The organism is Segniliparus rotundus DSM 44985 (assembly GCF_000092825.1).
GTDB classification, from domain to species: domain Bacteria; phylum Actinomycetota; class Actinomycetes; order Mycobacteriales; family Mycobacteriaceae; genus Segniliparus; species Segniliparus rotundus.
Genome location: NC_014168.1, coordinates 1,956,682 through 1,973,919 on the forward strand (window position 1 = coordinate 1,956,682; position 17,238 = coordinate 1,973,919).

The following is a 17,238-nucleotide window of genomic DNA, read 5'->3' on the forward strand; positions in this document are numbered from 1 at the left end:
TGCTTCGCCATCGCCGTGACCGCAACAGGAGTCTCACCCGTTCGCACCTGTCCTGACCCGGCTCAACGCCCGGTCCAGGGCGCAGAGCGCGAGGCCGAGCTCCTCTGCGGCGACCGTGAGGGCCGGGCGCAAGCGAATGCCCCGCTCCCCCGTGCCGACTATGGCAACCTGCTCCTTCGCAAAGAGATCCGCCACAACGGCGTCGCGGATCGACGCGCTCGGCAAGTCGATCGCGCACATCAGGCCCTTGCCGCGCGGGTTCTCGACCATGCCTGGGTGACGCTGCGCGAGGTCGACGAGGCCGCAGAGCAGGACTTCGCCGAGGCGGGCGGCGCGCTCCACCAAATTTTCCGCCTCGATGACTTCGTAGATCCGCCGGGCGCGCACCATGTCCGTGAGATTGCCGCCCCAAGTCGAGTTGATCCGGGAGGAGACTCGGGTCGCGTTCGTCTTGAGCTCTTCGACCCTGCGTCCTGCCATGATGCCGCAGACCTGGGTCTTCTTGCCGAAAGCAACGATGTCCGGCTCAAGGCCCAGCCCAAGGTGCGCCCATATCGTCCCCGTCATCCCGACGCCGGTTTGCACCTCGTCCACGACGAAAAGCGCGTCGTGCTCGTGGCAGAGATCCTGCGCCGCGCGCAAGAACTGCGGGCGCATATGCCGGTCGCCGCCCTCGCCTTGGACTGGCTCGCAGAGAAAGCACGCGATGTCGTGGGGGTGCGCGGCGAAGGCCGCCCGCATCTGGGCCAGCGCGCGCTCCTCAGCCGCCGGGACGTCGTCAAGGCCGGTGTGCGGGGTCTCGATCCGGGGCCAGTCGAACGTGGGGAAACGGTCCGTTTTGGCCGGGTCGGTGTTCGTGAGCGATATCGTGTAGCCGCTGCGGCCGTGGAACGCCCCGGTCAGATGCAGCACTTTGGCGCCGAGCGGCTTCCCGTCCGGGCCGAACCTGCCTTCGGCCTCATTGCGCTGGCTCTTCCAGTCGAAAGCCACTTTCAAGGCGTTCTCCACCGCCAGCGCGCCGCCGTCGATGAAGAAGAGCCTCGGCAGCTCCGCGATGCCGAGAACCCTGCGGAAGACCTCGACGAACCGGGCCTGCTGCGTGGTGTAGACATCTGAGTTCGACGGCTTGTTGACCGCCGCGCGCCCCAGTTCGGCGAGGAATTCCCCGTCCTCGGCGAGCGCGGGGTGGTTCATGCCGAGCGCGTTGGAGGCGAAGAAGCCGAACATGTCCAGGTAGCTTGTGCGGTCCCGTTGGTCCACGAGCCAGCTGCCCCGTGATCGCTCAAGGTCGAGGACGAACGGAAAACCGTCGACCAACTGGGACTTCGCCAAGGATTCGAGCACGTCTCCTGGCGCGACGATGGAAGCTGCTGCGGGCAGGAAGGTCGCGGTCATGCAACCATCCTAGCAAAATCTTTATGATTTTTGTACGCAAATACTGCAAATATTTCTTTTTCTTTGCTTTTGTGCGATAATATTTCCGCTAGACGTTCTGCGCGTTGTCGTAGAATGTCTGCAAGACGATGGTGCTCCGGGTGCTCACCGCGGCCGTGGCGCGGATCTGCTGGAGCAGGCGCTCCAACTCCCTCGGCGAGCTGGTGCGGACAAAAAGGACGTAACTCTCCTCGCCCGCCACGGAGTAACAGGCCTCAACCCCTGGGACGCCTCTGAGCAACGCAGGGACGGTGTCGGGAGCGGAAGGATCGAAAGGCGTGATGGCGACGAAAGCGGCGAGCGGGCGGCCGAGCGCCTCGTGGTCGACGGCGGCGGTGTACCGGGCGATCACACCTTTCGCTTCGAGCCTGCGCACACGGGATTGGACGGCGGAAACCGAAAGCCCGGTCGCCTTGGCCAATTCGGCGAGCGTCGCGCGGCCATCGGCCACAAGCTCGCGCACCAAGAGCCGGTCCAACTCGTCGATACGGGCAGGTTCGGGCGACGACGCAGGCGCCGCGCCGTCGGGGAGAGACTCAAAGACCATGAAGGAAGGGTAGGAGATGGTCGCACGCCACGCATTGCGGGCCCGTTTCGCCGAACGCCTCTCCGCGCATTACAGCGTCGAAGTGCCCGCCTACACGACACTGGTGGACGTCACGGAGCAAGTGAACCAAGACTATTGCGGAACTGCGCCTTCACGCGAGCGCGTCGGGGCGGAGCGGCACGGCGCGATACGCGTCGGCACGCCCGAGGAGCTTGCGCAAGTCTGCCGGATCTTTGCTGGATTCGGCATGTTCCCGGTCGGGTTCTACGACTTGCGCGACGCGAAGCCGACCCCTGTGCCGGTGGTCTCCACCGCATTCCGCCCGACGAGCCCCGCCGAACTCGAGCGCAACCCGTTCCGGGTGTTCACCTCGATGCTCGCGGTGCGCGATCCGGCGTTCTTCAACGACGACCTGCGCCCGCGCCTGGAAGCGTTCCTCGCCCGCCGCCAGCTCTTCCCCCCGCGCCTCCTCGAGCTCGCCGACCGCGCCGCGCAAGACGACGGCCTGCCCCCGGAGGCCGCCGAAGAGTTCGTGCTCCTCGCCGCGAAAGCGTTCGCCCTCTCCCCCGAGCCGATCGACGGCCCGTGGTACCGCGAGCTCGAGGCGGTCTCCGCCGTGGCCGCCGACATCGGCGGCGTCACCTCGACGCACATCAACCACCTCACCCCCCGAGTCCTCGACATCGACGAGCTCTACCGCCGCCTCGCGGCCCTGGGGCTGAAGATGATCGACGAGATCCAAGGCCCGCCGCGCTGGCCAGGACCAGACGTGCTCCTACGGCAAACCTCCTTCCGCGCCCTGGACGAGCCGAGGTCCTTCCGCGAAGCGGACGGGACGATCCGCCCCGGGAGCCTGCGGGTGCGCTTCGGCGAAGTGGAGGCGCGCGGCGTCGCGCTCACCAAAGCCGGGCGGGAGCGCTACGACCAAGCTTTGGCCGCCGCCGACGCGCTGCGCGCCGCCGAGGGCATAACCGGACAACAGGCCGCGGCACGGGTGTGGCCGGACTTCTTCCCGATGACCGAGGCCGCGTTGGCCGAGCAGGGGCTCGGCTTCTTCACCTACACCGCGGACAACAAAGGAGGCGTGCGCGCTGCGCCCATCCTCTACGAGGACTTCCTGCCGCGCAGCGCCGCCGGCATCTTCCAGTCCAACGTCGACGAGGAGGCCGACACGCCCCCGAGGCCGCCGCAAGCAGACTACGACCAGGACTGGCTCTCTGGGGCGCTCGGCCATGAGATCCTCGACCCCGACGCGCTGTACCGCGCCCAAGAACACGCCTCCCGCGCCGACGCGGCCCGAAAGCTCGGACTCGCACCCGACCAGATAGGAAGAACGCTATGACCGAGAACCCGATCCAACCCAGCCTGCGCCGGCTCCTCGCCGAAGCGCTCGCCGAACTGCGCATCGACCAAGGGGCCTGGACGGGCGAAGGCCCCGATTCGCTCGCTGTGCGCACGCCGATCACCGGCGGCGAGCTGCTGCGCCTGAAGGCCGATGACGGACAAGGGGTTGCGGCTTCGGTCGCGGCGGCCCATACAGCGTTCCTCGCGTGGCGCGAGGTGCCCGCCCCCGCCCGCGGCGCCGTGGTGCGCCGTCTCGGGGAGCTTCTGCGCGAACACAAAACCGCGTTGGCCGCGCTCGTCACCCTGGAAGCCGGAAAGATCACCACCGAGGCGCTCGGCGAGGCGCAAGAGATGATCGACGTCTGCGAGTTCGCGGTCGGGCTCTCCCGCCAGCTCTACGGCAAAACCATCGCCTCCGAGCGCCCAGGGCACGCGCTGCGCGAGACATGGCACCCGCTCGGGGTGGTCGGCGTGATCTCCGCGTTCAACTTCCCCGTGGCCGTGTGGGCGTGGAACACCGCCCTCGCCTTGGTCTGCGGCGACACCGTGGTGTGGAAGCCGTCCGAGCTCACCCCGCTCACCGCCGTCGCCTGCCATGGGCTCCTGCGCCGAGCGCTCGAGGACACCGGCAACGACCCGAACACCCATCAGCTCGTGCTCGGCGGCCCAGGCGCCGGCGAAGCGCTGCTTGACGACCCGAGGGTCGCCCTGGTGTCCGCCACTGGCTCCACACGCATGGGCCGCGAGGTCGCCCCGAGGGTCGCCGCCCGCTTCGGGCGAAGCCTTTTGGAGCTCGGCGGGAACAACGCGGCTGTCGTCGCCCCGAGCGCGGACCTGGACTTGGCGCTGCGCGGCGTGGTCTTCGCCGCGGCGGGGACTGCCGGGCAGCGCTGCACCACGCTGCGCAGGCTCATCGTCCACGAGAGCGTCGTGGAGGAACTCGTCCCCCGGCTTGTCAGCGCGTATCAGGGCCTGAGAATAGGCAACCCGCTCTCGGAGGGCGTGCTCGTCGGGCCTCTCATCCACCGCGGCGCCTACGAAGGCATGGCGAAGGCCCTGGAGCAGGCGCAGCACGAGGGCGGCAAAGTCCTCGTCGGCGGGGAACGCGCCCCGACCCCTCCCGGCTGCGCCGCCGACGGGCCGGGCGAGTCCTATTACGTCTCCCCCGCGATCGTGCGGATGCCCGGCCACACCGCGGTGGTCGCGCAAGAAACCTTCGCGCCGATCCTGTACGTGCTCGCCTACGCCGAGCTGGACGAGGCCATCGCGCTCAACAACGCCGTGCCGCAGGGCCTCTCTTCCGCGATTTTCACCAACGACGTCCGGGAAGCGGAGCGGTTCCTGTCGGCCTCCGGCTCGGACTGCGGCATCGCGAACGTCAACATCGGCACCTCCGGGGCAGAGATCGGCGGCGCCTTCGGCGGCGAGAAAGAGACCGGCGGCGGACGTGAGTCCGGGTCGGACTCGTGGAAGGCGTACATGCGCCGCTGCACCGCAACAGTGAATTACTCGGCCGAGCTGCCGCTCGCGCAGGGCGTGGACTTCAGCTAGCGCCCGTGCCCGGCCTTTCGCCGTCGCATGGATTCCCGACTGGTTACACTCGACCCGTGTGGCGAAACGAGACACGACGGCTCGTGCTCGTGCTCGTGCTCGTCGCACTCGCCCTGCTGGTCTCGCACTGCGGCAAAGCCAAAAACCAAACCCTGGACGCTGCGAACTCGTTGGATTGGCGCACAGCGGACGCCTGCGCAGGCGTCCAGGCCCAGGACGTCGCGCCGTTCGCGAACGGGGCGGTCAGCCAGCAGCGAGAAGCCAGCCCCAAGCGGACTGGCTGTGTTTTCGTCGACGCCGCCGGGGCCGACCGGTTCTCGGGCGCGCTCGTCTACATCGGATACGACCCCAGAGATCTCACGCTGCTGACGCAGCGCCAAGGCCCGCCGCCCGCGCGGGCGTGGCAGCGCCAAATCAAACTCGACGGGAGCACCGCCCTCGTGGTCGCCGAAACCGCCGACAACTGCCAAGTCATCCTGCCGCTCTCGGGCGAGCAGGACGGCTGGGGCGTGCGCTTCGAGCTGGCCCCGAACCGGCCAGCGCCAGAGGCGCAAGCCTGCGCGGCGCACCTGCCTGTGCTCGAAAAAGCAGTCCGGGGGCTGCCCGATCTGCTGCGCGCCCCGGACTCGCCCGCGACAGCGCCGAGCGTCGGCCCGGCTTCCCAAGGTCTCGCCGAATCCTGCGCCCAATTCCGGTCCGTGGGCGCACGGGCGAGCGCGATGACGCTGCCGCTGCTCGACGCCGCTGGCAAAGCGCTCAGCCCGGATTCCGCCAAAGCCATGCGCATCAGCAAGGACGCCGCTGCCGAAGGGCTCTTGGACTCGGCAATCGCCACTCGTCGTCTCGCGGCCCGGCCGATTCCCGCCCAACTGCGCACAGAGCTCAACCTTTACGCGCGCAATGCCGATCTTTTCCGGCAAAAGCTGCTCGGCCCACCACAAACCGGCGAAACCTATCTCCGTCTGGCGCTCGCAGTGCAGGTGAACCAGGCGAAGGCGCTCACCTTCTGTCCAGCCGAGTAGCCCCCGAGGGGCCTGTGGACGATCAGAAAATTATCCACAGTTCTCGCTTTCCCCGGAAAAACCCCGCATCCTGTCGGAGATCCCCGGTTCCCTGATGTCACGAGCGCTGCTCGGGCACAGAGAGGAACCAGGTATGACGAAACGACTCAACTCCGCGCAGCGGATCACCCGTTGCCGGACGCATCCGGCCGCGAGGCGGCCGCAGCTGGCCGATCAGGCGTTGCTGCTGTCCTGCGGACTGTTGCGCGCGAACGGCATGGCCGTCATCGAAGCGGACTGGCGCTCGCGCGACCACCGGATCGGCGTTGTTGCGAGGGACGGCGGCGCGCTCTGCTTCATCGCCGTCATCGCACACGGCGCCATCGGCTCCAAACCCACCGAACGGCTCGTGGACCACAGCGCTCGCCTGCGGCTGCGCGCGGCCGCGGGCGAGTGGTTGCGCAACGAGCCCGCGGTCACGACCGCGGGCTCGTTGCGCTTCGACCTGATCTGCGCCGTGATCCGGCATCCAGGCGCGTTTGAGCTGCGCCATCACAAGGGGGTGGCGTGATGGCGATGGGCAGATCGCATTCCGTCGGCGTGATCGGGGTCGAAGGGATCATCATCGAGGTTGAAGCGTACCTCGACCCAGGAGCGGCAGGGGTGTGCCTGGTCGGCCTGCCCGACACCGCCTTGCAAGAATCCCGCGACCGGATCCGGGCTGCGGTGCGCAACAGCGGGGCCGCATGGCCGCAAGGCCGGGTCACCCTCGCACTGTCTCCTGCCACCGTGCGCAAAGTCGGCTCGATGCACGACGCCGCGTTGGCGGTCGCAGTGCTCGTCGCGTCCGGCGGGCTGCCCGCCGACGCGGCGAAACGCGCCGTCGTCCTTGGCGAGCTGGCATTGGACGGCAGACTGCGCCCCGTGCGAGGAGTTCTGCCCGCCGTGCTCGCGGCGAGGCGGGCAGGCTGGTCGGATGTGGTGGTGCCAGAGGCGAACCTGTCCGAGGCGGGCCTGGTCACGGGATTGCGAGTGCACGGAGCCCCGTCGCTCACAGCACTGTGCTCATGGCTGCGCGGGCAGCGCGAGCTGCCCCAGCCCTCACCGAAGCCCCAGCAGACTGCAGATCCAGGTCCCGACCTCGCCGATGTCGTCGGACACGAAGAAGCGCGATTCGCGCTGGAAGTGGCTGCCGCAGGCGCGCACCACCTCATGCTGACCGGACCCCCCGGGGTCGGCAAAACCCTGCTCGCCGCCCGACTGGTCGGGCTCCTGCCCCAGCTCAGCGACGACGAAGCCCTTGAGGTGACCGCCATCCACTCTTTGGCGGGCTCGCTTTCCGAAGAGCATCCGGTCGTGCTTCGTCCGCCGTTCATCGCGCCGCACCACACCACGTCGGTCACCGCCCTCGTCGGCGGCGGCGTGGGCATGGCCACTCCTGGAGCGGTGTCGAAAGCGCACTGCGGCGTGCTGTTCCTCGACGAATGCGCGGAGATGGGCGCGAAATCCCTGGAATCGCTGCGAACACCGCTCGAAGAGGGCGAAGTCCGCATCGCGCGACGCGACGGGGTGGCTCGCTACCCGGCCCGGTTCCAACTGGTCCTGGCGTGCAACCCATGTCCGTGCGCGCCGTCTCGCGACCTTGATTGCGTGTGTCCGCCACAGCTTCGACGGCGCTACCTTGGCAAGCTCTCCGGCCCGCTCATCGACCGAGTCGACCTGAGGGTGCGGCTGCACCAAATATCCGCGGGCATGTTCGAACACGAACGAGGCGAATCATCGCAGACTGTCCGGGCGCGAGTCGCCGAAGCGCGGACTGCGGCCGCGAAGCGATGGCAGAACTACGGGTGGCGCACCAACGCGCAAGTGCCCGGCCCGTTCCTGCGCCAAGAGTTCCCCCTCGACAAACCCGCGTTGCAACCATTGGAGCTTGCGCTGCGCCGCGGCATGGTCAGCGCCCGAGGGGCAGATCGGTGTTTGCGGGTCGCGTGGACGCTCAGCGACCTCGCTGGCAAAGACCGCCCCTGCGTGTCCGAGGTGGCCCAGGCGCTGTCGTTCCGAGACCGGAGCGCGGCATGAGGCGCGACGAACGCGAACTGGCCTGGGCGTACTTGTCCCGAGTCGTGGAACCGCCCTGCCCTGAGCTGATCGAATTCCTCAAAGAGCGGGACGTGGTCGAAGCAGCTCGTCTGATCTCCAAAGACGAGCTTCCCCATGAGCAGAGGAAACTTCGAGAGCTGACCTGCGCGCGCCGAGAGTGCGATTTCGCCCGGCACGACCTCGAAAAAATCACCCAGCTCGGGGGTCGTCTCATCACTGCGGACTCACCCGATTGGCCCGCCTGGCGCTTGCTGGCTTTCGAGCAAGCACGGGCTCGGGACGGCGGCGGACACCACAGGCTCGCGCTCGCCGAACCACTCGCCTTGTGGACGCTCGGCGACATCGACCTCGCGACGGCAACCGGGTTCAGCTGCGCGGTGGTGGGCACACGGGCCAGCACCGGCTACGGGGAGCGGGTCGCTGCGCAATGGTCCTGTGAGATCGCCGAAGCCGGAGGCGCCGTCATCTCTGGCGGCGCGTACGGAGTCGACGCGGCGGCGCATCGCGGAGCGCTCGCCGGAGGCGGCACGACACTCGCTTTGCTCGCGTGCGGCGTGGATGTGCCCTATTCTGCAAGTCCTAAAGGTACCTTCTGAGGCACATTCGTGGCGAAGGACGATTGGAGAACGAAAGTGGCATGTTCACGGCACTTTAGTCCGGACAGGTCGTGCTATCTCGTTGATGCGGTGAAGGCGGTTCGACTGGGCTCGGCGCAGGCTCGACCTCGGCTCCGACTCGGGAGTGCAGAAAATCGTGGGGCGGGGGAGCTTGCGGACATCCTGTAGCGATGCCTTGAGCCCTGGACAGGCGATGAGTGGCCAGTATGCTCATGACCGCCGACGATGACCACGCTCTCATACGGAACAGATCAGTTGTGGGATGACGCTCAACCGCTGTGCGTATCCATGGCATGGTGTAGCCTCGCCTCTGTGCAACGACGGAGTCCTTCGCGAGGGTTTCATATGCGTGAGCTGGCGGAACGCATCACCTTGGCGCATATGACGGATTTGATCGTGTCTTCTCTCGCCGTTTCCTGCCTCATGGGATGCGGAACCGGCTCGGCTGCCCCGACTGCGGTGCCGGTCAGTTCTGCGGAGGGGGTTGCCGGGCAGGTGGTGGAGTTCTCCGTGACCGCAGAGCCTGCGGCGCACGCGGTGATCTCCTGGGGCGTCTACAACAACTCGGAGACTCCTGCGCAGAAGGTTCTGGAGGCGTGCGGCGACACGGGCGGCCCAACGGACAGGCCGCTGCCGTTCCACGCGTCGTGCGCTGCGCAAAAGGGCAGTCAGCTCGCGTCGGTCACCGCCACATGGGTCTCGGCCAGCGGCGATCTGCCGAAACTGCACTGCTCGATCAAAGTGGGCGGAAAGACTCTGACCGAGGCCGACAGCCCTCAGCAAGGCGCGGGAAGCGGCGGGTTCGCTTCCACGAATGTCGCGTGCACGCACCGGCTCGCGTGGAAACTGCCGCCTCGCTGAACCGGAACACACATGAACGCCCACTGAATGGGCACGAGCGTTTCTTGCCCCTGCTAGAATCCTCGCAGGATTGAGAGGAGAGGAACCAGAATGACGTTGACCGTGAATCCTGCCGCGTTGTCGCATTTCAGGGATGTGGAGACGGCTTTGGCGGGCAAGACCGAGGACGCGAAGAAATACGTCGAGAAGCATCTCGAAGACCTCGGCGTGTTCAGCACGGGGGTGGCTGGCGTTGTGACGTGGCAGGTCGCGATCAGCAAGATCCCCGAAGCCCGCGAAGCGGTCCTCGCCAACCTCGACCGGCTGCACGAACTCGTGACCGGATCGGCGAAAACCGTGGGAGATTCCGGGGACGAGTACAAAAAGCTCGACCTGCACCACGCCCAGCAGATCGACGAAGGATTCACCGAACAGCCCTATGAGCATTACAAACCAGCGGGCAAGCCCGGAGCGGCGGAAGATCCCGCGTCGAAGCTCACCGATCCAAAGGCGGAGCATAAGATCCCCGAGGTCATTGGCGAGACGTTCTCCCTCGGCAGTTGGCTGAGCCTGGGCAAGCTGGCGGACGAAGCCATTAAGGCGATCTGCGGGGTGAATCCTGGGGAATGGGTGGCTCAGCGGCTCGCGGGTGATTGGGAGGAGTTCTCGAAAGCGGCGGACTCACTGCGGCATGTTGGTGATTTCTACGCCGCGTTCGCGGACAATATCGGGGCTGATCTGGATACGATGCTCCAATCGTGGCAAGGGCACGCCGCGACAGAGGCTGGCGCGTATTTCACCTCGCTCGCCGCGAGCGTGCAAAACCAAAAGAATCCTCTTTTCGCCTTGGCGCAACAGATGGACATCACCGCCGAGGGTGTCGCTTCGTTCGTGGATTTCGTGAAGGGCTTGCTAGAAGAACTCATGGATTACGGCATAAGCCTCGGTATTGAAGCGGCTGCCGCAGCTGCCAGCTCGGAGACTCTACTAGGTCCCCTGATCGCAGGAGGGTGCGCCGCTTACACGATTTATAAGGCAGAGCAGACCTGGAAGAAAATAGCGGATACAATCGACAAGGCTTGGTCGATATCCCAAGCCTTTGTAGGTTTCACCACTGGCACTATGGGCGCTCTGCGCGACTTGCAGAACAGCCCTCTGCCCGCAGGGGCGTACCAGCACCCTAGCGCTCCGGAGCATCACTGATGGGCGGCGAGGCGAAGCCGCTGCTCGATGTGGCGCGGGGCGATCAGGCGCAGTCAGAAGTGCTGCGGGCCTCCCTGAAAATACTGCGGGACAAGAGCGGCAACCCCGAGTTCAAATCTCTAGTCGACGATGTTCTCGCAGGGCGCAGAAGCCTCCGGGACGTGTCGCGCAATGCCGTTTTCAACGACAGCATCGCGAAGGACGCGGCCAAAGGCATCGCCGCCTACAACGACCTTTCCGAAGAGGAACGGCAAACGCTCGCAGCGAAAGGCGAAGCCCAGCTTGAGCGCATACCCTCCGGCGAGATCAGCGCCATAGAGGCAATTTCAGGCGAGGCCCCGCAAGAAGACGAGTACGAGTTCGACCCCGACGACCCATTGCGCCGCAACGCCCCTGCAGGCCAATCACCCCAAAACACTCTCGCTCATGAGGAAGAAGACGAGTACGAGTTCGACCCTTCCGACCCTCTTCGAAGAAGGGGTTGAGTCGTGTTCATCCTGTGAGGGAGAACAGCGCCCCCAGTCCCGCGACCAGCAAGAGCATCGCCACGTTGGTTATAAGCCATCCGCCGAATGTTCTCATGGGGACGCGTGGCAGCACTCCTCGCGGAGTCTCGACGCGCAATTGCGCGAGTTTGAGGAAGACACGGAAGTTGAAGACCGCGAGCGCGAAGAGCACGCCCGCCATCGCTATCACGAAAGCGAGCCTCCACCCGAACCGGTTGAAATTCAAAATGCCGGATACGACGACCGCGACCCCGAAAATCCCCCATCCCGCCGCTGCTCCCGCGAAACGAGCCCCAGTCAGAGACTGAACAGTGAACATACGCGTTTCGGCATTGGGTTCAGGCGTTGACACTGTTTAAAGCTCCTTAGCCTCGAGGAGCCAGGTTTTGGTGTGGCGGTGTTCTTCGATGTGTTCGAGGAGCCATATGGCGAGTTTGCCCATGGTGTAGTCGAAGGAGAGCAGCATCCAGTTCAGGTACTGATACCAAGACTCGACGAGCTCCGCATGACATCCGAGGGGCAGGCCGGAGTGCTCTGCCTGCTGGTCTCTGACGATTTTGAGGACTTTGTGGACGCGCTCGCGCATGTCCCTGGTCGCGCCCGGCTCGCCCGCGTCTATCAGGGCGATGCGGGCGTGATAGTCCTCGAAGAAGTAGCGTTTGCCCTCGGGATCCTCCTCCGGCCCCGGCTCGCGCCAAACCCCGCCCGACTTGGGCCATGGCCCCGCTCTTCCCCATTCAGGCAGCCCGATGTCTTCGGGGGTCTCTTCCCGTTGGAACCACGCGGCCTCCCCGAATTTCGTCCATTCGTCCTCGCCCGCAGCCCACGCGCGCACCGACGCGAGATATCGCGCGGCCTCGGCCTGGGCTTCTTCGGCGTGGACCCATGTCGCGAGGGTGAGACGGTCCCAACAGGCCTCCAAGGTTCGGCGCACGGTGCGGATCATCGGATGCGTCCCGAAGCCCCGCCCGTCGCGGATCGACAGCATTTCCCGATGCGCCGGGATCCAGCCCACGCGCTGCTCACGGCATGTGCGGTGGTTCACCGGGCAGTAGGAGCAACCGCAGTTGGTCAACCCATACGGGAATCCGATCATCTCGTGCGCGCACGCTCTCGCCCGAACCTCCTCCTCGACCATCGCTGTGGCGCCGAGGAAGTCCTCCAGGTGCGCCTCAATGAGCGCTGCGTGCTCCGCGCGCGCCGCCCGGACATCGCGGCCAGTCACTTGTGTCACGCCCCCGCGCCGCTGAGGGATTCGGAGAGCGCCGTCGCCTCCACGCCCGCGTTGCGCAGCAGCAACACCACGTCCAACAACCGGTCCTCGTGCTCGGCGGTGTACAGGCTGGCGAACGCCCGCAACAACGCGACACGCTGCGCCGTGGAGAGGACCTCGCCCGCCGACGGCTCGAAGCCATCCACCTTCGCCCACCCCGCGACCGCGGCCCGCGCCGCCGCCGCGTCGCGCTCCGCGGCCTCGACCGCCTCCCACGCCGCGCGCACCAGCTCCGCGTCCGGGGCCTGCCCGTTGTTCGCCAAACCGTACAAGGCGGAGAAGACCCGGTCGTCCTCGCTGGAGAAGTTGCTGCTCGCCAACTGCGGGCGCAGCAACGCGTACCCGACCTCCCGGAACCTATCGCGCCGGACACTCGCGGCCCGGCCCGCCAGCTCGGGGTCCATCGCCCGCAACGGATGCGCCATCAACCTGCCTGCCCTTCCCCGCTTAGAAGCTGAAACTGTCGTCGACCGTGCCGTCCGGGCGGCGTTTGCGCGCGAGCCGGTCCTCCACGTACTCCTTCGCCGTGGGGGAGCGGCCCAGCTCCCGCTGGTAATTGTCGTGGCTCGCCTTGTCTACACCTGTGAGGCCCGCCCCGTCGAACGGGGCGTCCGGGACGGTTCCCGGCGGCACCCCGAACCTCCCGCCCTTCTCGTCGAACTTTGCCTGCGCCTCCCGGTCCGCCCGCGACGAGGCCGCGCCGACCTGGCCGGTCCCGGCCACCAACGCGTCCTCCGCAGGCTCGCTCTCCATCGTGTAGCCGCCCCGACCGGGCCAATACGCCTCGACCCCGAGCTGCGCCAACCCCGCCACCGGGCCCTCGCCGGGATCCTGCAGGAACCCCACCGCAACCGGGCGCCAACTCGTCGCGTGCGACTCGAACAGGCCCAGCCGCCACTTCGCCAAATACAACGCCAACTTCCCCGGGTCCGCCTCCGCGTCCGACGCCACCGACAACGCCTTGTCCGAGCGGTCCATCACCCCCACGCCCTCGGGCACCTCGAAGCCAGGGCGCAACGACCCGTTCGCCTCCGTGCTCGTCACCTCCGAGAACACCGGGCGGAACACGCCCGCGCCCGGGTTCGGCGCCGTCGAATAATCCTCGTACACGAACAACAAGAACGACGCGCCCCGATACCCGCCCAAATCCGGCAGCGGCAACCGGCGGAACACCAACTTCTCGTCAAAACCCCGCGCGGCCGCACCCACAAGCGTTCCGCCGCCGAACAACGTTTGCGCGTCCTCCGCGCCCAACACCGGCGAACGCGCCGAGAAACGATCCGGCAACGCCTCCCACGCCCCCGCAGCCGCCTGCGTCCGCGTCGTCAACGCGCCCAACGACGGCCCAGAAAGGCTCGACGTCAACCCCGTCCCAAGGATCTGCTGATTCGCCGCCGCCTTGTCCGCGTACGCCCCAGCCCCAGCAGCCGTGTCACCCGTCCGCAACGCATCCCGCAAAGCAGCCTGCTGAGCGCTCATCGCCCTCGTCTCCCCGCCGACCCCGCCAGCACCAGCCACAGCGCGGCTCACACCAGCACCCCGCTGCTCACCCGGCGACCCCGACGACGGCGTCGCCGCAGGCTTCTCCGCCGCCCCCGAACCCTGCACACCAGTCCGAGGAGCCTCCGAACCACCACCAACCCCACCGATACGCGAACCCTGGCCCCCACCCCCACCAGCAGGACCACCACTGCCGATACCCCCAATCGACGGAGGAACCCCAACACCCCCACCACTGCCAGAAGACTGCGCAGCCCCCTGCGGTGCGACAGGAGCAGCCCCATGCTCCGCAACCGCGGCACCGCTCTGCAACGAAGTCGCAGCACCACCAGAAGCACCGCTGCCACCGCTTGAACTAGCAGAAGATGTTGGATTACTTGCTGATTGAGCAGAGGTAGATGCACTGGACTGGCCGTTGATTGCCGATTGCTGTTTGTAGGCGTCTTGGCCGCCGATGTTTCCAGCTTGTTTGTAGGCGTCTTGGCCGCCGATGTTTCCAGCTTGTTTGTAGGCGTCTTGGCCGCCGATGTTTCCAGCTTGTTTGTACGCGTCCTGGCCGCCAATGCTCACAACCTGCTTAAATCTGGTCCCTGATCCGAGCGGCCCCGAGTCGTCTCCGTCAGCGATTTTGCCGTCCTCCCACCTGACCAGCGGTGGGGAGTAGAGGTCTTGGTTTCCAGAGGCGTAGGATTGCTGTCTGGAGGAGGAGTCTTTCTTGAACTTCTCTTTGGCCTCGTTCTCCAAGTAACTGGTGAGAGCGTTGCCGACTGTGCTTGATCCGAGGATGCCGGCGACACCGCCGATTGCTGATGTGAGGCCGCTCGCGAGGGAGCCTCGTTTTTTCGCGTTGGCGATGTCGGCCATCGCCTTGCTGCCGATGTCGTTGATGTCGTTCTTCGCCTGGGTGGTGTTCTGCGCGGCCTGCTTCTCGAACTTCACCTGTGCCTGCATCTGCTGCAGAAGATGGTCCGTGGTCCGGGTGAACTCGTCCAACTCCTGCTGGGCGGCCTGCTGCGACGAAGACGGCGGTTTGCTCGGATCAGCGTGAAGCGAATCCACCTTTTGCTTCATCCCAGCTTTGATGCCCTCGACCATGGACTGAAACTCGCCGATCAGCGACTCGTGCCGCGCAGCGACACCCGCCATGCCCTCCTCATTGGCCTGCGGCCACCTACCCCCAAGCAAGCCCTCAAGCTCAGGGTATTTAAACGTTATCGGTGCCATCCGTGAAACTCCTCGTTCCTGATTGCCTAAATCTATCCTGGGCAGGCCGCATTCAGTCCGTCAATAGAGTCTTGAAAAGCACTAGCCTTCGCGTTCCTGCTGTCATTGGCTGAACCACCACTGATCGAGTCTGTGAAATCTTGGGCAGACTCCGTAAATTTGCGAACAGCGTCCGCTTGCTCTTTGGGTGCCGAGGGGCCAACTACCCCCTTTAATGCGGGTATATCTTTACCAGCGACTTCAGTAACTTTATCAATATATTTATTGAGCTGCTCATCTGTCCTATCAACACCGGGATGCGCCAAAACATACTTCCAGAAAACATCTGTAGCATTGATGAGCTCTCGCGCTTTGACCCTGACCTTGGTGCAGAGTTCTTTGCCGTCGTTCACGGCGCTCACGTCTGGCGAGGCGCTCGTGCTATTGGCCGTGTTGGTGGCGGGTTGTTGGATGATGGTGGTGGCGCCGCCTGTGTTGCCTCGTTGGCAGCCGCTGAGTGCGAGCCCTCCGACGAGGAGGACCGCTGCAGTGTGTTTGAGAGTCAGGTGGGGCATGCGCGTACTCCTTGGGTTCTTTGCTTCGTTCGGGTTCCATCTTGCCCGAACGTCCGCTGCGGGCGGGGGCGGGGTTTATTTCGGGATGGCGTTGCCGACCGTGGCGATGGAGGCTGAGCCGTCCTCGTCCCGCGCGGTGTAGGTATCGGCGGCCTCGTTCGCGGACTCGCCCGCTTGGCCCGCCCTGCGGGCAGCGACATCGCCGCCGCGCCTGTTGTCGTCCAGCGCGGTCTCGGATTGGCTCTTCAACTGCCCGTCCACGCCGTCGTCCCCGGCATGTCCGTGGAACTCCGACGTGGCGTTGTGCCATTTGTCGAACACGGCTTGCAGCCCGCTGTGGTGCTCGATGATACGCATGGCCGCGCCCGAGAGGTCCGAAGTCGAGACGTTCGTCTGTTCCGCCACCGCTGTTCCTCCTGTCGACATGTTTCTCGCCACCAACGGTGATGCTCCCACCGGTCGGCTCTCCTTAGGCTTGAATACTACCGCGGTCAGAGCTTTTCCACTAGAGGACCCCAGTTTTTGACACCAGGCCGCAGCCGGACACTTGGGGGTCGTCAACCTTGGGGGTCGTCATCGATCTTGACCAGCAGCATGTCAAGCATGCCCTGGTGCGCGCTCGCCGCGCAACGGGCGATCACCGCGCCAAGACGGTCGGAGGTGACCCTTCGGAACACCTCCGGGTGCAACCACACCTCCACCACGTTGCCGCCCCGGTCCACCGTGACCGTCGCCGTGGGATTGGCTTTGTCGTCCGCAGCGGTGAACACCGCGCTCTCAGGGACCGCCGCGACTCTCGCCAGCTCGTCGGCGAGCCGGTCGTAGCGGGCCGCCACCGCCTCGTCGTGCCGCTCTCCCGGCGGGGTCGCCCGGATCTTCTTCGGGTCCAGGTCCACCCGCATCACCGAGCCCTGATAGAGCCCGGCGCCGTCGTCGGCGGCGATCCGCTCCTCGGGATCCAGCGCGCCGCCCCTTGAGGACTGCCGTTGCGCGAGGTACTCCTCGAAGGAATCCGGGCGCTCGTGCTCCGGCAAGGACCAGTACTCGTCCCACGGATCCGGTCTCGGGGCCTGCGTGACGATCTTCGAGTGCAATTGGACAAGCGCCCCGCGCTGGGCCTTCTGGATCGCCTCCAGAATCAGCTGCGCGAGGACTTGCGATCCAATCAGTCGGTTGTCGCTCAAACGCATCGGCCCGAAATGCGCGAACGCCCCGTCCTTCAACGCCACCGAGGCCACCACACGGTCGAGGCCTTGCACCGTCACGCTCGCCCACCCCTCCGAGTCGGAGCCCTCCACCATCGCCGTCTGCGCCGCCTCGAAGACCTCCGCCAACTCCTCGGGGCCCAACGGCTGATTCGGGCTAGCCACGATCCCCCTCACCAGGCCGCGGGCCGTCCTGCGCGCGCAGGCCGTCGTCTTCGGCCGTGTCCGGCTCTCCCATCGCTGTCCTCGCCTCCCTCACGCTTGGTGCTGCTGACACAATGATCCTAGTCTCATCCTCGGGGAGGGCCGCATCCGACACTCATCCGCGCGAGCCCCTGC

The 17,238-nt window shown here is 66.1% G+C and carries 18 protein-coding genes; 9 read left to right on the forward strand and 9 right to left on the reverse strand.

Features of this window, described 5'->3' with window-relative positions:
- Nucleotides 1–33 precede the first annotated feature (33 nt).
- A complete protein-coding gene (gene lat / locus SROT_RS09665) occupies nt 34–1,395 on the reverse strand; it encodes an L-lysine 6-transaminase (protein ID WP_013138845.1) in 1,362 nt (453 codons plus the stop codon).
- 88 nt (nt 1,396–1,483) lie between these two features.
- Nucleotides 1,484–1,981 carry an Lrp/AsnC family transcriptional regulator gene (locus SROT_RS09670; RefSeq protein ID WP_013138846.1) on the reverse strand — a complete coding sequence of 166 codons (498 nt, stop codon included), beginning with the start codon at nt 1,979–1,981 and terminating at the stop codon, nt 1,484–1,486.
- 16 nt (nt 1,982–1,997) lie between these two features.
- Here SROT_RS09670 and hglS point away from each other — a divergent pair, with 16 nt between their 5' ends.
- The 9 genes from hglS (at nt 1,998) to SROT_RS15685 (ending at nt 11,122) form a co-directional block, all read left to right on the forward strand.
- A complete protein-coding gene (hglS, locus tag SROT_RS09675; RefSeq protein ID WP_013138847.1) occupies nt 1,998–3,323 on the forward strand; it encodes a 2-oxoadipate dioxygenase/decarboxylase in 1,326 nt (441 codons plus the stop codon).
- Entirely contained in the window at nt 3,320–4,876 is a 1,557-nt protein-coding gene (amaB, locus tag SROT_RS09680) for an L-piperidine-6-carboxylate dehydrogenase (RefSeq protein WP_013138848.1), read from the forward strand. The genes hglS and amaB overlap by 4 nt, the downstream gene beginning before the upstream one ends.
- A 56-nt stretch (nt 4,877–4,932) precedes the next feature.
- Nucleotides 4,933–5,898 carry a hypothetical protein gene (locus tag SROT_RS09685; RefSeq protein ID WP_148223410.1) on the forward strand — a complete coding sequence of 322 codons (966 nt, stop codon included), beginning with the start codon at nt 4,933–4,935 and terminating at the stop codon, nt 5,896–5,898.
- A 133-nt stretch (nt 5,899–6,031) separates the two neighbouring features.
- Nucleotides 6,032–6,448, forward strand: a complete 417-nt coding sequence (locus SROT_RS09690) for a YraN family protein (RefSeq protein WP_013138850.1) — start codon at nt 6,032–6,034, stop codon at nt 6,446–6,448.
- On the forward strand, nt 6,448–7,956 hold the full coding sequence (locus SROT_RS09695; RefSeq protein WP_013138851.1) for a YifB family Mg chelatase-like AAA ATPase: 1,509 nt from the start codon (nt 6,448–6,450) through the stop codon (nt 7,954–7,956). Before SROT_RS09690 ends, SROT_RS09695 begins: the two co-directional genes overlap by 1 nt.
- Nucleotides 7,953–8,573 carry a DNA-processing protein DprA gene (locus SROT_RS09700; protein WP_049773340.1) on the forward strand — a complete coding sequence of 207 codons (621 nt, stop codon included), beginning with the start codon at nt 7,953–7,955 and terminating at the stop codon, nt 8,571–8,573. Before SROT_RS09695 ends, SROT_RS09700 begins: the two co-directional genes overlap by 4 nt.
- A 366-nt stretch (nt 8,574–8,939) precedes the next feature.
- Nucleotides 8,940–9,455, forward strand: a complete 516-nt coding sequence (locus tag SROT_RS09705; protein WP_013138852.1) for a hypothetical protein — start codon at nt 8,940–8,942, stop codon at nt 9,453–9,455.
- 90 nt (nt 9,456–9,545) lie between these two features.
- Nucleotides 9,546–10,637, forward strand: coding sequence for a hypothetical protein (locus SROT_RS09710; protein WP_013138853.1), 1,092 nt, complete (start codon nt 9,546–9,548; stop codon nt 10,635–10,637).
- Entirely contained in the window at nt 10,637–11,122 is a 486-nt protein-coding gene (locus SROT_RS15685; RefSeq protein WP_013138854.1) for a hypothetical protein, read from the forward strand. The genes SROT_RS09710 and SROT_RS15685 overlap by 1 nt, the downstream gene beginning before the upstream one ends.
- Before the next feature lie 7 nt (nt 11,123–11,129).
- On the opposite strand, the gene SROT_RS16505 is transcribed toward SROT_RS15685, so the two are convergent.
- The 7 genes from SROT_RS16505 to SROT_RS09745 form a co-directional block, all read right to left on the reverse strand.
- Nucleotides 11,130–11,333, reverse strand: a complete 204-nt coding sequence (locus SROT_RS16505; RefSeq protein ID WP_148223412.1) for a hypothetical protein — start codon at nt 11,331–11,333, stop codon at nt 11,130–11,132.
- Nucleotides 11,334–11,498: 165 nt separating this feature from the next.
- Nucleotides 11,499–12,377, reverse strand: a complete 879-nt coding sequence (locus SROT_RS09725) for a hypothetical protein (RefSeq protein WP_013138856.1) — start codon at nt 12,375–12,377, stop codon at nt 11,499–11,501.
- On the reverse strand, nt 12,374–12,841 hold the full coding sequence (locus SROT_RS09730; protein ID WP_013138857.1) for a hypothetical protein: 468 nt from the start codon (nt 12,839–12,841) through the stop codon (nt 12,374–12,376). Before SROT_RS09730 ends, SROT_RS09725 begins: the two co-directional genes overlap by 4 nt.
- A gap of 22 nt (nt 12,842–12,863) precedes the next feature.
- A complete protein-coding gene (locus SROT_RS16510) occupies nt 12,864–15,062 on the reverse strand; it encodes a hypothetical protein (protein WP_187288026.1) in 2,199 nt (732 codons plus the stop codon).
- Nucleotides 15,063–15,172: 110 nt separating this feature from the next.
- The gene (locus tag SROT_RS16515; protein ID WP_013138859.1) at nt 15,173–15,694 is read right to left on the reverse strand and encodes a hypothetical protein; all 522 of its coding nucleotides are present in this window, start codon (nt 15,692–15,694) and stop codon (nt 15,173–15,175) included.
- A 75-nt stretch (nt 15,695–15,769) separates the two neighbouring features.
- Nucleotides 15,770–16,099, reverse strand: coding sequence for a hypothetical protein (locus SROT_RS09740; protein ID WP_013138860.1), 330 nt, complete (start codon nt 16,097–16,099; stop codon nt 15,770–15,772).
- A gap of 152 nt (nt 16,100–16,251) precedes the next feature.
- Complete coding sequence (locus tag SROT_RS09745) at nt 16,252–17,064, reverse strand: hypothetical protein (RefSeq protein ID WP_013138861.1); 813 nt, start codon at nt 17,062–17,064, stop codon at nt 16,252–16,254.
- Nucleotides 17,065–17,238: the final 174 nt, after the last annotated feature.